The organism is Vibrio wakamikoensis, from assembly GCF_050337275.1.
GTDB classification, from domain to species: Bacteria; Pseudomonadota; Gammaproteobacteria; order Enterobacterales; family Vibrionaceae; genus Vibrio; species Vibrio chaetopteri.
The window spans coordinates 1-654 of sequence record NZ_JAKJST010000062.1; the positions used below are offsets into that span (position 1 = coordinate 1).

The window sequence follows — 654 nt, forward strand, 5'->3', positions numbered from 1 at the left end:
TGGAGCGACACACGAGGTTCGAACTCGTGACCTCAACCTTGGCAAGGTTGCGCTCTACCAACTGAGCTAGTGTCGCATATCAACAGCAAACGCTATTGATTAAATTTGGTTGCGGGGGCCGGATTTGAACCGACGACCTTCGGGTTATGAGCCCGACGAGCTACCAAGCTGCTCCACCCCGCGTCCGTAGTCACCATTCAAAGCATGATGAGAGCTTATTAATTTGGAGCGACACACGAGGTTCGAACTCGTGACCTCAACCTTGGCAAGGTTGCGCTCTACCAACTGAGCTAGTGTCGCATATCAACAGCAAACGCTATTGATTAAATTTGGTTGCGGGGGCCGGATTTGAACCGACGACCTTCGGGTTATGAGCCCGACGAGCTACCAAGCTGCTCCACCCCGCGTCCGTATTGTGTCACCGTTAAGTACGATGAAAACTATATTTTCCACCTTGAAGAAAAGTGGAGCGACACACGAGGTTCGAACTCGTGACCTCAACCTTGGCAAGGTTGCGCTCTACCAACTGAGCTAGTGTCGCATATCAACAGCAAACGCTATTGATTAAATTTGGTTGCGGGGGCCGGATTTGAACCGACGACCTTCGGGTTATGAGCCCGACGAGCTACCAAGCTGCTCCACCCCGCGTCCGTA

General features: G+C 52.3%; 6 tRNA genes. All 6 read right to left on the reverse strand.

Going from position 1 to position 654, the window contains the following annotated elements:
• The 6 genes from L4C42_RS23465 to L4C42_RS23490 all read right to left on the reverse strand — a co-directional run bounded on the left by L4C42_RS23465 (position 1) and on the right by L4C42_RS23490 (position 648).
• Positions 1 to 76, reverse strand: a tRNA-Gly gene (locus L4C42_RS23465).
• Between the two features lie 30 nt (positions 77 to 106).
• Positions 107 to 183, reverse strand: a tRNA-Met gene (locus L4C42_RS23470).
• A gap of 41 nt (positions 184 to 224) precedes the next feature.
• Positions 225 to 300 (reverse strand) — tRNA-Gly (locus tag L4C42_RS23475).
• 30 nt (positions 301 to 330) lie between these two features.
• Positions 331 to 407, reverse strand: a tRNA-Met gene (locus tag L4C42_RS23480).
• Between the two features lie 58 nt (positions 408 to 465).
• Positions 466 to 541: transfer RNA gene (locus L4C42_RS23485), tRNA-Gly, on the reverse strand.
• 30 nt (positions 542 to 571) lie between these two features.
• Positions 572 to 648: transfer RNA gene (locus tag L4C42_RS23490), tRNA-Met, on the reverse strand.
• Positions 649 to 654: the final 6 nt, after the last annotated feature.